Genomic DNA, 14,236 nt, shown 5'->3' on the forward strand with positions numbered 1-14,236 from the left:
ATGACCACCGACGTTCTTTATCTCCGTGACCTCATCAGTGTAGACGCCGATTTCAAACCATCGGTACAACTCCCCTTTGACTTCTTCCAAGAGGCCATCAATGAGCGCTTAATCCGTAGCTTCATCCCGACCTCGCAATCAATTGCCATCTTCACCGAGATTGCCCACAGCCTCGACCTGAATGGCAGCGAGCGTGCGCGGTCGATGGTCGGTACCTTCGGCACAGGCAAGTCAGACCTGCTCTTGATGATCTGCAACTACCTGGGGCGAAGCGTAGAAGATCCGCTGATGCAGCCCTTCTATGAGCGACTCAAGGGCGTTGATGCGACGCAGGCCGCGATTATCAGGCGGCGCCGCGAAGGACAACCGCCATTTTTGGTTGTCCTGTTGCAAGCCGATATCGTCTCGTCCTTTCCGGGGTTTGTCTTGCATGGCCTCCAGGAGGCTCTCGAACAGCAGAACCTCGGCCATCTGATACAAAAGACGCGGTACGCTGCGGCCTGTGAACAGATTGAATCATGGCAGCGTACTCAACATCCTCGCTATAGCGATTTTTGTAAGACAATTGAAGAGCACGAGAAGATCGATATAACCGGCCTCCTCGCGGCCCTGCGTGGGCCGCAGTCCGACGACGCACTGCGACGCTTTATGCGCACGTACAAGACCGTCATTGGGGCGGACTTCCCTATCTATGGATACAGCCAACCCCACGAGGCGTACGCTGAGGTCGCCCAGGCTCTTGTCGAAGCGGGGACCTTCAGCGGTATCCTGCTGGTCTGTGACGAGTTTACAGCCTTCTTTGAGCGTTTCCAGAGTGCCATTGACCAGCAGTTGCGCGAGGTCGATGCCGAAACGAAGGCGGTCGAGAATCTCGCTGAGCGCTGTGCCTCCTCAGGGCGTGCCCAGATTCATTTCATTGTCGCCAGTCTTGAGCCTTTTGCCAGCGCGGCGGGGCGTATCGGCAGTGGCTCGGTAGCTCAGGCGACAGAGCGGACGGGTGGGCGCTTCAAACAACACTCATTAGAAGTACAGGGGAGCGAGGAGTTGATCCGCGGCACGATCAAGCGCCTGCCAGCCGCCGAGAGGGTCGAGTTGCTCTCCAACGTGCAGCGTGACGAACTGATGCAGATCGCCGGAGAGATCGGAAAGCTCCAGCTCCAGGCCCAGTGGCGGAACCGCGAGTGGGTTCGCGATAAGATTGTTGAGGGCTCCTTCCCGCTTCACCCATTCAGCACGTATGCTCTCCCACTTGTGAACCAGCGTGTCGCGCAGAGCCAGCGGACAATGTTCCTCTTCCTCAAGGATGACAAAGGGCTGCGCGGCTTCATCGAGCGTGAGCCGCTGGACGACACCTACCCCGGCTGGCGTCGCCTGCTCACGCTTGATCGGCTATTCGACTACTTCCACGAGAGCATTTTCAGCAAGCGCTCGGACATCCTCGACGCCTTTGAGAGCGCTGAGCAGAAGGTACGCTCGGCGGAAACCGGGCGCGAGCTTGCCGACCGTATCCTGAAAATCGTCGCCCTGTGCGAAGTTATCGGCAACGACCAGGTGCTCCGTCCAACCCGACTCTTTCTACGTCGTGCGCTGAATCTCCCCTCAGCGGACGAAACTGACTTCCAGGTCGCACTGAATTTGCTGGAACAAGAGGATGCGCTTGTTGCCCCAGGTGAAGCCGATAGCACGACCGGCATCTACAGCCTACCAACCCGTGGCTGGGTGAGCACGAGCAGTCTACGCCAACGTATTATCGAACAGGCGCGTAAGTTCTCGGCTACCGATGCCTCGAAACTCCAGGCAACCTACCCTCCAGAGCCAATCGATGCCTTGGACTACAACTCCAAGCGCGGCTCTCACCGGGAACTCAGCGCCTACTACATAAATTTGCTCACGCTGCGTTCTCGTGAGCGACTGAAAAGCGATCTTGAGGACTCGCGCAATCAGGATGGTCTGCTCTGGTATGTCATTACTTCGACCGATGAAGAACGCGCCGAGGCCCAAAGCCTTGCCCGCGAGCTCACCAGGCTGCACAATCGCCTGGTGGTGGCAGTGCCCGTAGCGCCCTCGCAAGTCTTAAGAGCCCTGCGCGACTACCAGGCCCTTGATGCAGTGCGCCGTGACCCCAACCTTGAGCCAGGTAGCAAAGCCTACCTTGAGGATAAAGGTAAGCTCGGCAAAGCCTACAAAGATCAACTCGACCGTGAGTTGAGCAACCTGATCGATCGCCGCCAGTGGGAGTGGTTCGCTAATGGACGTGGAGATTCAGGCCTGAGCAATCAGGCGGTCACCACGCTAGCCAGTCAGGTGATGGAGATGGTCTTCCCGCGCACTCCCAATACCAGCTTCCGTCAGCATTTCAAGGATACAGGCTTTAGTAGCCCGATTCTTAAAGCCGTTGAGCAGATCCTGAAGGGCAATATCCAGATTGCCAAAAACACCAAGAACCCGTCCGATAAGATCCTGCAGATCGGCGGAGTGGCGCTCGGTCTGTTGCAGCAAGAGAAGACGCAGGGTGCCTTTGAGGTCTTTGTGCTAGCTGATCCAACGAGTAGTGCCAACTCAGCCAGTAGCACCATCTGGCAGCGTATGAGTGATCACCTTGCTGCCGGGAAACCGTGGAACTCCCTCGTACGCGAGCTGCGTCAGCCTCCGTTCGGCCTCTACGACTCGATCCTCATCTTCTTCCTAGCGGTCTTCATTGCTCGCAACGCCGATTCAGTCTCCATCTTGCGCAGTGGATTGGTAAATCGTCCGTTGGCGGTTGATCAGAACGTGTTGAAGGCGCTGCTAGAGAAGCCCCAAGACTACACGCTGCGCTACTACAAGCTGACCGAGCCCGAGAAGCGCTGGCTCCGTGGCATGGTCGAGCGAGGGCTTCGGCAGGCCGACTTCACGCTGCCTCCAGGCACAACCTTGCGAGCAGCTGTTGCGAGTAAAGTGAAACCATGGCTAAATCGCCAACAGATCCCTGTGTTCGCGCAAACCCTTAGTGTAGAGCAGATCGCCGAGTTGCTGCCCGACAGCAGTCCTGAGGCGATGAACGCGATTCAGCTCCTGCTCAAGAGTCAGAGCAGTGACAGCGATCTCATGGAAGTTCTCCTCACCGAGTTACCGCGCTGTCTTGGCGCACCAGAGCAGCACGCCGCTTGGGATCAGACCACAGTTGAGGGTTTACTCAGCAGCTGGATGACCGTGTGCGAGTTGCTTGCGCACCTACCCGTGGTGTTGAAAGAACGCACAATTCGCCGAGCGGCCGCCCTCTTCGATGCTGAGCAATATGCCCCTGAAGATCACTGGGGGGCGGTGATCCGCTGGCGGTTGAACCGTGGTTCCATCCCTTCAGGACGCCTACAGGGGCTTGCGCAGGATTTGTTCCGTTTAACTAATATGGTAGGCGGCAGCATCGAACAGACACTGCTCGATGACTTCGCTCGCCGTGTCATCGGCGTCGGCGTCGAGTATCAGCGCTGGCAAGATCTTGAGAAGATCGAAAAGGTTTTCAATGAACTGACGAAAGCCCGTGACGAGATTGACCGCGCCTGGGCCGAAGTTGCGCAAGGTGACGAGATCTGGCGCGAGGGTCTGGTGCGCACCGTCTCGGGTCGAGCGGTGAGCGGCGTAAGCGCCGACCAAGCTGCGACTGAGTTGGCCGCATGGAACAGTGAGCTAAGTTGGCCTGCGTGCGCTCAGTCACTGAGCCCCAGACAGATCCGCGAAATCTACACGGAGATCACCCCTGAGGCGGCGCACGACCTGGTCGTGATGCTCAAACGTATAGACTATGACGCCAGCCGGTGGCGTCGCGATTTGATCGAGGGGTTGCCGAAAGAGCTAGGCGTGCAGGGCTACACCAGGAGCGAGGTAATGGCGGCGCTGCGCCGTCTCGAAACGGTGCTGCCCCTTGCCGCAAGCCTTGAGACACGGCTGCAGCGCCATGTCCAGCAGCAGATTGTAGCTCTGTTTGGGGCCACGGTTGGCGTGGCTGCCGACGCAACAGCGAACGAAGTGCTTGCTCAGTGGCGTGACCGCTACTCCATTCCAGAACCAAACGACCTGTCGGCTGACGCGAAAAGCATGCTCTTCCACATCAACAACTGGGCTGGCGAAGCCGAACCCCTCGTACTGACAACCTTGCCCCGTGCGCTCAGCGCGGTGGGCCGTCCCGTTCGTCAGTGGGAACAGTTCGACCTGCTCAAGAGCTATGTCGAAGCACTCCGTAGCCTGCTCGGCGAAATTGCGAGCTACGAACCACTGAGCGCACCGGCATACCGCTGGTTGTCGGGCGTGCTGCGTGCCACCGAACGCGAGCAAGCGACGCTGCCACGCGAGCGACGAAAGCTGACCGAGCTTGTCGCCACCGAGCTAAGCGTCTGGCTGCGTGAGCGCCGCCTCCCGCCCTTTGTCGCCGACCTGGATCTTGAACAGCTCAGGAGCATCTTCCCAGACGCCGATGCGCCGACGCTCAACGCCCTGCATTGGCTGCTCCACCGTGAAGCTGTGACCGCAGCGCAGCGCCTGGTCAGCCAGGCGCTGCCCGTTGCCCTCGGCCTCCCATTGGAGCAGACGCAGTGGGATGAGCCAGGCGTAAAACTGGCGGTCGAGCGCTTTGTCGGTGTTTGTCATCGTGTTGGCACCCTCCCCGATACACTCCGTCGGGGGCTGTACATCGAGATCAGCCAGATCTTCCACGCGATCACCCCGGTCACCTCGTCTGCCGAGTTGCTAGCGCAGATGCGGGCCTGGCGCTCGTCTTATGTCATTCTTCCCAAAGACGCGGTCTCTGACAATGCACGGCTGGTATATGAATCCCTCGCGGGCCGAGAAGATGACCCGGATACGCTACTCTTAGAGCGGCTTCCAGCCAAAATGGGGGAGGTGCGCGAGATGTACGGTCGCTGGCGCAGTTGGTCGCTGCGTGACCGCTACCTTCACGCCCTCAAACTGTCGGCAGAAGAGATCGAGCAGTACGCCGTACACCGCACGAACGACCAGGGCGAAGCGCTCTGGCACGACTTCCGACGACGCCTGGCTGAGCTCGGTGCCGATGAGCAGCGCTGGGTTGTCAAAGCCTTCCGAGACGAGTTTCAGCAATGATCACCATTATCGCTGACCCGCACAATTACAAGGGTGATGTACCAGGTGTGATGCAAGCCGCGAGCCCACGCGACTATGTTGCCGCACGGCAAGCGATCCGTCGGGCACTTGACCTCGACAACTCGCTGACACTGCACGTCACCAGCCACCTGCTTCTGCACTGGCTAGAGGATTTCAACGGCTATACCGGTGTCGACTGGAAGCAGATTGCGCCCGAACTGGACTACCGTCGCATCTTCGGTGTTGATCCGCCCTCGTTGTTTGCCCCTGAGGTGCTGATCGCAATCGATATTGCGACCATCAACAAGCCGCCACCCGGCATCGAGGTCGATCCGGTTGGCTGGGTGCTCGGGGAGCGTCTACACTCAGTGTGGGGGGAACCCCAGGTCAGCGAAGCCCACCTGTCACAACTGAGCGCATGGGCTATTCGCCATGGCGACACTATTTTGCCGTTGCTGCACCCACTTGTGCAGTATTGTCTTACCCAGTGGGCCATCGCAATGCCTGCCTATGGTGCATTGCGTGCGGGCAGTCTGGCGGCGGATGCGACCAATCTCATCCGCCGTGCGGCGCTGCGGCACTACGCAGTGCCGTGGCTCCAAGCGCGGGGGCTGCAAGCCCTACCGGTGGCCCCGCTGAAGCTGAGCGGCGAGATCTGGGGCGAGGCACTGCGTGATCTCGGGCCAGCTATCGAGCAATACTGGCGCGAGCAGCGAGCAGAACGCGAGCCTGATCAGATGTGGCTTCAATCTGCGCTAGCCACGATGTCTGGACGGAGCCACGCGGAGTTGCGTGTGATCGAAGATGTGATGCGGCGCGATCCCGGCCTTCTCGACACCACGCTCGTTCACAAGCTTCGCCAGACATTTGGTGAACTTCCCAAAGCGGCTGCCACGCTGGATGAGCTTGAAAGCCTCGTTCCGCCGCCGCAGCCTGCTCAACCACAAAAGGAGTGGAGCGACCAGCAATGGCTGCGTTGGGCGACAGAAGCCTATCTGCCATACTTTGCTTGGACGGTGCGCTCACAGCAATCCCGCGATGCGCAAGCCACCTACGCCAGTCGCTATGAGGACTGGCTTGCCAAGCGTTACCCTGACTGGCTCATCACGGTCGGCGCACCGCTGATCACTAGCCAGTTCACGCTGATGCGCGATCTACTTGCGGCGCAACCTGATGCGGTTGTGGTCTGGCTCGTGGCTGATGGTTTAACGTGGTGGCAGGGTCGTATACTGAGGGAATGCTGTAAGCATCACGGCCTTCACCCACAGCGCTACGAGCCTGCCGTCGCAATGCTGCCCTCGGTGACAAGCATCTCGAAGCGAGCACTTGTCACCGGCATGGCTATCACCGACGAGCCACAGGGGACGATTGCTCAGGCGGCGCATGAGAAGCTGGCGCGGGTCGGGCTGCGTGGGTTCGTCAGCTACCACGCCCACGAAGTGCTAGAGGCTGTCCGCTCCCCCGCGCCGCCACAATGTCTCATCTGGCTCGCCAATGAACTCGACCGCCAGGCCCACGAGCGGATCACGTTTACCGACGATAGCGTGGTACGGGCTGTGCTTGAAAACTTCGCCCAAACGCTGAGTCGGCTACGCGATTTGTGTCTCGAGCGCGGTCGGCCCTTCCATGCACTGATCGGCAGCGATCATGGGAGTACCCTTCTGCCTTCAACTGCCCCGACCCGTCGTGTCCCACCAACCGCCCGTGAAGTCATCGATGTATGGGAGGATCAGAGCGAGTCACCATCGTCAGCCACGACCTCGGCACGCGCTGCGCAGGTAAGCGATGGCCGGAGCCTTGCGATCGACGGCGGCGAATGGCACCATCTTGATCGACTGCGCTACCAACTGCCTCATGACTATCTCGTCCCGCGGGGCTACGCAGCAGTCGGGCGACGACCAGCAGGCTGGACACACGGCGGCCTTACCCCAGAGGAGACCATTGTCCCACTCATTCATCTTGCCCCAGAGCCACTTGTGGTTCACAACCTGCAACTCACCCTCGACGGGCAACTCCAACCGCAAAGGGAGGGCGTTCTCTCGCTCCTGCTAGCGAATCCCAACCCTGCGCCGATTGACGGTCTTGTGGTGCGCGTGGCCGACCTTGAGCCTGTGACCATTGAGCGCATCGCAGCACAGGATCGCTATGAAACGACGATTAGGTTTCCCGCTCGACCCATTAATGGCACGAAGCTTTCGCTGCAATGGACGCTTGACGGACAAGTACTTGGCGTTGCCTATCACCAGCAAGGCGAAGCAAGCATCAAGGTACGCAGGCTCCAAAGCGGCAACTCGATCGATGACCTGTTTGGATAGAAGCTTATGACCAACCAAAAGCGTTACGAAGAAAAGGCACAGACATTCTTCGGTGAGGTTTGTGTGAACAAAGCCCTCGTCCAAGAGGCAGGTTTTGGCACGCGTAGCGTACCAGCCTATGTGAGCGAGTGGATTGTCACGCGCCATACGCCTGACGGCGTGCTTGATGATCAGGCGCGCCAGCGCATCCGCCAATTTCTTAATCAGCACCTCCCGACCCGCGACCAGAAGGAGCAACTGAAGGCCCAACTTCAGAGCGGCGAGGTGCTGACTGTGCTCGATCAATTCAGCATTGTCGTCGATCTGCAACGCAACGAGTTGCGGCTGGCGGTACCCTGTCTGGACGAACGCAAGGCTGGCGTCGACCGACCTATCGCCGAGCAATACCCCCTCCTCTTCGGCAGCGGGGTCTGGGGGGTCGGGAAACTCCAGTATTACCCGCCGGATCATCTGCGCAAAGAGGGCCAGATCTGGATGGCCGATTTTCGCCCGATGCAGAATGCCAGCCTTGATCTGGATTTATACTGTGAGCAACGCGAGGCCTTCTCGCTCGATGAATGGCGCGATCTGATGATCTGCAGTATGGGCTACAACCCCGACGCCTACACCATCCCACAGCAGATGCTGCTGCTCACCCGGCTCTTGCCACTGGTGCAAGAGCGGGTCAACATGATCGAATTAGCGCCGAAGGGCACGGGCAAATCCTTTGTCTTCCTCAACCTCTCACGTTACGCCAGGCTTGTGTCGGGCGGCAAAGTGACCGCAGCAGCGCTCTTCTACAACAACCAGAATCGGCAACCAGGCCTGCTGACCCATTACGATCTCGTGGTCTTTGATGAAGCGCAGTCGCTGTCGTTTAGCAACCCCGGCGAAATGATCGGCGTGCTCAAGGATTACCTGGAGTCAGGAAGTTTCGCCCGTGGCGGTGTACAGAAAGTGGAGGCAAGCGCCGGATTGATGATGCTCGCCAATATCCCTTTGGACGAAAACCGACGCCCTCGGTATGAAAACCTCTTCCGCGAACTACCAGAGTTTCTTGGCGAAACAGCGTTTATCGACCGGATGCATGGCATCTTACCCGGCTGGGAGCTCCCGCGGATCGAACAGTCCTTCATCGCCACTGGCGTCGGCTTCAAGGCCGACTACTTTGGTGATGTACTGCATCACTTGCGCACGCGTGCGGGCTATGAGCAGATTGTGCAGCAGCGTGGCAGCATCATCGGCACAAACGACCGCCGCGACATTATCGCCATCACGCGCCTTGCGGCAGGCTATTGCAAGCTACTTTTCCCCCACGGCGAGCTTTCCGACGAGGATCTCCGCGAATATTGTCTCAAGCCCGCGATCAAGCTGCGGCAGCGTGTGCGTGACCAACTCTCCATCCTGGATCCTGAATATGCGCACGTGAACATTGGTTGTGTCTAACCCTGAGAGGCTAGGCTGAGCCTAACCCCAGATTACAGCAACGGCAGATGCTGCCATCGCCCTACAATATCGCCTTCGCAGCAAGGCCCGCATCGGCTATAATGCAGGGTGCCTTTGCGCCTTTGCGTCAAATCATCAAGAAACTTTGTTGACAAACCACTGATTAGTCTGGGAACGACATTTCCCGAGAGCACCGTCGACCACGAATAGCGCATGGAGCAGCCCATATTCGTTTATTCGTTCTCAGCATTCGTGGTCGGCGGCGCTACCAGAAAACTTAGTTCCCAAACTACTGAGCGGCCCGATCCCGAGCCAAACACTATGCTGATCACGACCTTCGCGCCCGGATTGACCCAGTATCTGCCGAACACGGCCGCCCTGCTCGACACGGCCAATCTTGTGCTCCACCCGGCAGTCGAGCGCCTGGTTCTCTCTGGTTCCCGCGGGATCGGCGGGACACCACGCCCTGAGTCAGACCTTGATGTGAGTCTGATCATTGCCGCTACGGCGCTACCTGCCGCCGAGCCTGCCCGCGAGCAATTGCTGCGCAGCGTCTTGGAGGTCACCCTGTCGAGGTGGCAAGGCGCAGTGGAGTGCGACCTGGCAGCGATCTTCCCTGTACACACCTGTGGGCTGCGCTGCTTCGCCGGCTTGCAACACGCACCGCCGCCGTGCGCCCACCCGGCAGGCTGTCGCTTCGGCATCTTCAAACTCCAGAAGGGCTTTGAAGGCTACGTACCCTGGGAGGGCGTCGATCTGAAGCGCCTGTACCCAATCCTAGAAATCTGGCAGCGCGCGGGCGGCCCGCCGTCCTAGGTGCAATACCTTTTCTGCACCTCATCCTTCGGCAAGTGTACCGTTTCGTCCGCATCCCAAGCTTGTAGTACAGCGATATACTCTGCTGTACCGAGCACCTCATGGTGCCGAAATTCATCGAGAAGCCACAGAGTCCCGTGTACTTCCACCTGATCCAAAACTGCCAAACGTCGCAACTGGCGGTCATTAGTCAGAAGGATGCTCTCTCGACCCAGAGCTCGCGCTTGAACGAAGCCAAAGCAGTCGTATATGCTTGGCCCGCGCACAAGGCGCTTGACCTGTTCTGCTTCCCGAACCAATTCGCCAGATACGTCGATAATTTCAAGTCCGGCCGCTTCAAGGATAGACCATTCAGGCTCTGGGATGCTCAGAAGTTCGAATTTTCGTACAGGGTAGACCACTGCCATGCGGTAGGGAAGGTCGAGCATCTTTCGCAAGAGCCCGACCTTGCGCAGGTCAATCAGGCAGCAACTATCATTCAGGATGATCCTCATAGCGTGCCGCTCGTCCTCCGTCTGGGCCTCTCACCTCTAATTCCACGTGCTGAAGAGGGCAATTGAGCAACTCCGCCGCTCGGGGGAGTGAAATCATCCGTTCGGCGAGCGCACGATAGACTAGTTGCTCAAATCGCATCGGCTGCTCGAATGATGGGCGCTCACCGAGGGCCATCGGTTCCGGTTCTTCGGTACGCCAGCGGCGCGCATAGGTACGAAATGCGTTCGTGACGGCTTCTGGTGACAGCATGTTCAGGTCACGTAGCCGCATCAGCAACGAGGCCGCCGAAACTCCATACAACTGCTTTAGCCGGATAATTTCACGATAGGCGAAGGCGCGCCGGTCGTCTCCGACCTCATCACGGACATGCTTGGCCGGCACAAGGAACGCACCGGCAAAACGGTGCATTACGTGCTCCTTCTTCATCTCTGCTGCAACCCTAGGCATCACGGCGTGAGCGAGTTCATGGGTCAGGGTAAACCGTCGATGCTCGACATTGTGATTATGGCGGCTGATGATAATCACCGATAACGGGTGCGCCTCCCCCTCCCGTTCTACGGTACAGGTCAAGCCAGCGACGTGCTCGGGCAAATCGACCTCGACAACCTTGAAGCCCTTCTCCTCTAATAGTGCAGTCACACTGGGAATGGGATCGCCTCCCAAGCCCCAGTAGTCACGCAACACCCCTGCCCGTGCTTCTGCGTCTTCCATAGAGGCTACCGGATCATGTTCGCGCAACGAACCTAGATCCACCTGGTCTTCATTCAGGCCTAGAACACCCTCCACCTCAAGATAACGTTCGACTGCATCAATGACCGCAGCCTCAACCCGCGCTCGATCCTGCTTGGTAGTCCCGCTGTGTTGTCGAAACTCTACCCCTGCAAGCCCCTCGACCTGGCTCGACATCAAAAAGTCTAGTGACACGTCCAGAGCCTGACCCAACGAGACGAGCACGCGCGAGCTTGGATACATCACGCCGTCCTCATACTTCTTGATCGCTTGGTGGGTCACTTCGCCACCCATCCGTTCTGCTAGATCACGCAGGGAGAGGCCCGCCCGCTTGCGAGCGAGCCGCAATCGTTGGGGAAACATGAACGAGCCTCCTCCTTAAGGTTTACAAAATACATTTATATAATGTAATTGTAAACCCAAGGTTGCCATCTGTCAATAGAGCAGGTCGTGCGTTATAGGGCGATTGCATCTTCCTGCCGTGGCCGTGAACGGCTCGGCTCCTCGACAGCAAAGGCCACGCAGGTGGCCTCATCCAGCCGGCGAAGGCCACCTGCGTGGCCTCATCCAGCCGGCGAAGGCCGACTTTGCCCAGCGTAGCCGAGGCGTTTACGCCGACGGTCTGGACGGATGAGCGCGATCCGCGAGCAGAGCGGCCCCACGAACGGAAGATGCAATCGCCCTAGTAGGCGGCCTTGCGGCTCTATGAAGCGAACCCAAGTTTATGCTACAATTGAACTCATACGCTCATTCGTTTTTGTGCGATAGCAAGGATATACGTTCATGACCTCAACGCCAACGATACCCCTTGACCCAATCCTTCGCGCCTTAAAGGACTCCCCGCTTTTTCAACTCTCGCTCGCATCCAAAGAGTTGTTTCATAGTAACTTTCTGGCTTGGTTGTGTGAAACCTATCCGAACGCCGCCGGTCACCTCTTCGCACGCTTTCTCAAACAGCCGCCACTAACCTATGAGCATCTGAAGGTCGACCGTGAACGAAACAAAATCGATTTGTGGCTTGAATATTCAGGCGGCGAGGCACTAATCATCGAGAATAAAGTCAAAAGTTTGCCTACGCTAGCGCAATTGCAAGAGTACACAGCCAAGATCCAGAATAAAGCGCAAACTAGCTTTCTGCTGCTGAGTCTTACACGCCCTACCTTCTTGCCGCTTCACGAAACTACCATCCCTATATCTGACGGTGTGGTGTGGCACTCTCTCACGTACCGCGAACTAGCGAGTAAACTCCGCGATCTGCTGCCTGACATTACTGCGGTTAACAGCTATCATGGGCAACTACTCCGCGATTATACCGATTTCATCACGCAGCTTGATGCACTCCAAACCCGCTTTATCATCAATTGGGATGACGACAATAGTAATTTTTTTGGCGGACAGCAAGACATCCAGCGGCTCAGATCCATCCGTCTCCACGACGTTATCGATAAAATGCGCTATGCGCAGCTGGCCCAACAGATTACTGCGGTGCTTCGGACTGATGGCTTCCGAACCGACAACCAGAATTTCTGGCGCGGACAAGTAGGACAGGTATTCGTCGACCATGGTATGACTCGCGGTACCGGTCTCTTTGACTTCAAATACTGCTTAATGAATAAAGATCGCTTTGGCACACCAGTGATCTTGGGGATACAAATCCAAGGGGCTGATTTCCGACTCGTGGTTGAGGTTGGTGATCGCATCCGCGCGCCCAAGATCGCGGCAGCGTTACGCCAACCCAAAGATGGGAATCAGGTGTGGTTCAACTTTGGATTGCTACCCTCTGGGTCAGAAGAACGTCCGAAGAAACATGCATTCAACCAATATAGTGGACAGTTCCTGTACCGCTGGAAGCGTATCGAAAGCATTGCACCACAACATTTGGTGGATATCATTGTCGCCTACGCACACCTGATACGGGCAAATGAAACGATACTCTGCCAGCAGATCGAAGCCATTCCATAATGGCCCGTTTGCGGCAATCGCTTCTTTTTTCGCGGGCGACCGGAGGATCTATGATAACCTGGGAGTATCGCGTGTTTCGCGAGGATGATGGGGACTATATCATTCGTGAAGTCCTCTATGACGAGCAGGGACAGATCTTTGGATGTACGATAGATGCCATCGGGACACTATCACACCGCATCCCATCAGGCACGGTATATCCACATCCTATATCAGTGTACAATGAGGAAGGGGAAAGTGATGAAGCGCAAGACGCAAGGCGTATACGATCTGACAAAGCGCGTACTTCAAACGATGAATTCACCATATTCTGAGGATATCATCGAAGAAGTGTTTTTGGCTATAGAGGCAAACACTGAATGGCTACAGAATTATAAGGAACTTAACGGTACATTAGGGAATAAAGTTGTAAACTCTTGGATAGGGCGGTATGTAAAAGAAATAGCTGCCATGAAGACTATCCGAGAGGTTCCAGCAAAGCGCAGCTACCTCATTAAGGATTACACAAAGCTGTCGTATTAGTTTGCAATCCCGCCGCCCAACATCGCGTGCAGGTCGCGCCGCTGGCGCAGCCCGACCGTCGGCAGTTTCTACAATGTATATCATCGCGCGCTGACATCAGTGTCGATCTACGAACCTGCCAGCGGCGCACCTAACGCTGAGCGAAAGATGATCGGTGTCCAGCACGTACAGTCTGCTCATGGTGTCGGAAACTCGGCATCAACCGCCATGCAGTACGTGCTGATCGCCTCCTGAAACGCCTCCCACGAGAGATCATCCGCCCAGATCCCGCCCGCCCGTAGCCAGGAATCATCCACCGGTGCCGCCAGGACGGGAAGATCGACCTGGACAATATGGCTACGGGCCTGCAAATCGGCGAGGGCCGCGTGCAGAGCAGTAAGAGCCTCGGCCTCGCTCGCACCGGTGGCAACCACATCCGAGAGTGCCAGAGCACGAGCCGTAAGATGATTATCGGCGTCACGGGTCACGAGTACTGCAGTGCTCATAGCAAACTTCCCTTCCACCCCGTCTCAGTCACTACTGGGGTCGATCGCATGCATATATGCGTTCATATTCTCACCAGGTCGTGCATACCATCCTGGCACACAGCATCTTCATCGCTCGACGTCAGCCCACGCGTAAGTAGTCTGTCACCGAAGTTTTCTTCTCTACCTCTGGCACCACTATCCGTCGCATACTTGGCGTCCAGATGCGGTCGCAACACCCTTTGCGCCTTGGCGCCTTTGCGTCAAATCATGCGGTCGCAACACCCTTTGCGCCTTGGCGCCTTTGCGCCAAATCCGGCCAACCAAGCCCCGTTTGCGAACATGCAACCCCAAATTGAGAGCAAATTACGAGGAAGCAGCGTAGCATATCTGCTATGCTACGAGAGATGTTTT

The 14,236-nt window shown here is 57.4% G+C and carries 9 protein-coding genes; 6 read left to right on the forward strand and 3 right to left on the reverse strand.

Annotated features, from left to right (window positions below; all coding sequences use genetic code 11):
- From EKD05_RS17635 to EKD05_RS17650, 4 genes are all read left to right on the forward strand, one after another.
- Positions 1–5,094: a hypothetical protein gene (locus EKD05_RS17635; RefSeq protein WP_129675138.1), complete on the forward strand. Its 5,094-nt coding sequence runs from the start codon at positions 1–3 to the stop codon at positions 5,092–5,094.
- On the forward strand, positions 5,091–7,409 hold the full coding sequence (locus EKD05_RS17640; protein ID WP_129675140.1) for a hypothetical protein: 2,319 nt from the start codon (positions 5,091–5,093) through the stop codon (positions 7,407–7,409). Before EKD05_RS17635 ends, EKD05_RS17640 begins: the two co-directional genes overlap by 4 nt.
- A gap of 6 nt (positions 7,410–7,415) precedes the next feature.
- Positions 7,416–8,834: a BREX system Lon protease-like protein BrxL gene (brxL, locus tag EKD05_RS17645; protein ID WP_129675142.1), complete on the forward strand. Its 1,419-nt coding sequence runs from the start codon at positions 7,416–7,418 to the stop codon at positions 8,832–8,834.
- Positions 8,835–9,155: 321 nt separating this feature from the next.
- Entirely contained in the window at positions 9,156–9,650 is a 495-nt protein-coding gene (locus EKD05_RS17650) for a hypothetical protein (RefSeq protein ID WP_129675143.1), read from the forward strand.
- Here the strand turns inward: EKD05_RS17650 and EKD05_RS17655 are convergent.
- Both EKD05_RS17655 and EKD05_RS17660 read right to left on the reverse strand, forming a co-directional pair.
- Positions 9,647–10,144 (reverse strand): type II toxin-antitoxin system VapC family toxin, encoded by a 498-nt coding sequence (locus EKD05_RS17655; RefSeq protein WP_129675145.1) that lies wholly within the window; start codon positions 10,142–10,144, stop codon positions 9,647–9,649. The two genes, EKD05_RS17650 and EKD05_RS17655, sit on opposite strands and share 4 nt — an antisense overlap.
- The gene (locus EKD05_RS17660) at positions 10,125–11,237 is read right to left on the reverse strand and encodes a helix-turn-helix domain-containing protein (RefSeq protein ID WP_129675147.1); all 1,113 of its coding nucleotides are present in this window, start codon (positions 11,235–11,237) and stop codon (positions 10,125–10,127) included. The genes EKD05_RS17655 and EKD05_RS17660 overlap by 20 nt, the downstream gene beginning before the upstream one ends.
- A 420-nt stretch (positions 11,238–11,657) precedes the next feature.
- On the opposite strand from EKD05_RS17660, the gene EKD05_RS17665 reads away from it, so the two are divergent.
- Both EKD05_RS17665 and EKD05_RS17670 read left to right on the forward strand, forming a co-directional pair.
- Positions 11,658–12,836 (forward strand): PD-(D/E)XK nuclease family protein, encoded by a 1,179-nt coding sequence (locus EKD05_RS17665; RefSeq protein WP_129675149.1) that lies wholly within the window; start codon positions 11,658–11,660, stop codon positions 12,834–12,836.
- Between the two features lie 240 nt (positions 12,837–13,076).
- Positions 13,077–13,358: a hypothetical protein gene (locus tag EKD05_RS17670; protein WP_129675151.1), complete on the forward strand. Its 282-nt coding sequence runs from the start codon at positions 13,077–13,079 to the stop codon at positions 13,356–13,358.
- A 176-nt stretch (positions 13,359–13,534) separates the two neighbouring features.
- On the opposite strand, the gene EKD05_RS17675 is transcribed toward EKD05_RS17670, so the two are convergent.
- Positions 13,535–13,843, reverse strand: coding sequence for a hypothetical protein (locus EKD05_RS17675; RefSeq protein ID WP_129675154.1), 309 nt, complete (start codon positions 13,841–13,843; stop codon positions 13,535–13,537).
- Between the last annotated feature and the right edge of the window lie 393 nt (positions 13,844–14,236).

Source organism: Candidatus Chloroploca sp. Khr17, assembly GCF_004138165.1.
GTDB lineage: Bacteria > Chloroflexota > Chloroflexia > Chloroflexales > Chloroflexaceae > Chloroploca.

Excerpts from the sequence above, each read along its gene's own strand:
- EKD05_RS17635 (WP_129675138.1), top strand. The coding sequence starts at position 1 with ATGACCACCGACGTTCTTTATCTCCGTGACCTCATCAGTGTAGACGCC.
- EKD05_RS17640 (WP_129675140.1), top strand. The coding sequence starts at position 5,091 with ATGATCACCATTATCGCTGACCCGCACAATTACAAGGGTGATGTACCA.
- brxL (WP_129675142.1), top strand. The coding sequence starts at position 7,416 with ATGACCAACCAAAAGCGTTACGAAGAAAAGGCACAGACATTCTTCGGT.
- EKD05_RS17650 (WP_129675143.1), top strand. The coding sequence starts at position 9,156 with ATGCTGATCACGACCTTCGCGCCCGGATTGACCCAGTATCTGCCGAAC.
- EKD05_RS17655 (WP_129675145.1), bottom strand. The coding sequence starts at position 10,144 with ATGAGGATCATCCTGAATGATAGTTGCTGCCTGATTGACCTGCGCAAG.
- EKD05_RS17660 (WP_129675147.1), bottom strand. The coding sequence starts at position 11,237 with ATGTTTCCCCAACGATTGCGGCTCGCTCGCAAGCGGGCGGGCCTCTCC.
- EKD05_RS17665 (WP_129675149.1), top strand. The coding sequence starts at position 11,658 with ATGACCTCAACGCCAACGATACCCCTTGACCCAATCCTTCGCGCCTTA.
- EKD05_RS17670 (WP_129675151.1), top strand. The coding sequence starts at position 13,077 with ATGAAGCGCAAGACGCAAGGCGTATACGATCTGACAAAGCGCGTACTT.
- EKD05_RS17675 (WP_129675154.1), bottom strand. The coding sequence starts at position 13,843 with ATGAGCACTGCAGTACTCGTGACCCGTGACGCCGATAATCATCTTACG.